1 pseudogene is annotated in these 233 nt (G+C 64.4%); it reads right to left on the bottom strand.

Features of this window, described 5'->3' with window-relative positions:
* A pseudogene (locus tag ABFY71_RS19155) lies at positions 1–233 on the bottom strand (UDP-N-acetylmuramate:L-alanyl-gamma-D-glutamyl-meso-diaminopimelate ligase); the annotation flags it as partial.

Raw genomic sequence — 233 nt, 5'->3', positions numbered from 1 at the left:
AAGGCGCTGTCATACTCATCCGCCTCAATCACGAAGAAATCGCTGCTGCCAAGCCGCGCCGATACCGGGAAGTCCTGGGGGACACCACCTACCAGGTATCCGGGATCAAAACCGGCCTGCTCGAGGATCCACAACAGCATGGAGGTGGTCGTGGTCTTGCCGTGGGTGCCGGCCACCGCGAGCACCCAGCGCTTGCGGAGCACCTCCCGGGCCAGCCACTCGGGACCGGACAT

The organism is Devosia alba, from assembly GCF_039938915.1.
GTDB lineage: Bacteria > Pseudomonadota > Alphaproteobacteria > Rhizobiales > Devosiaceae > Devosia > Devosia alba.
Note: the sequence above shows the minus strand (reverse complement) of the source record. Positions and strands in the feature narration are given on the sequence as shown.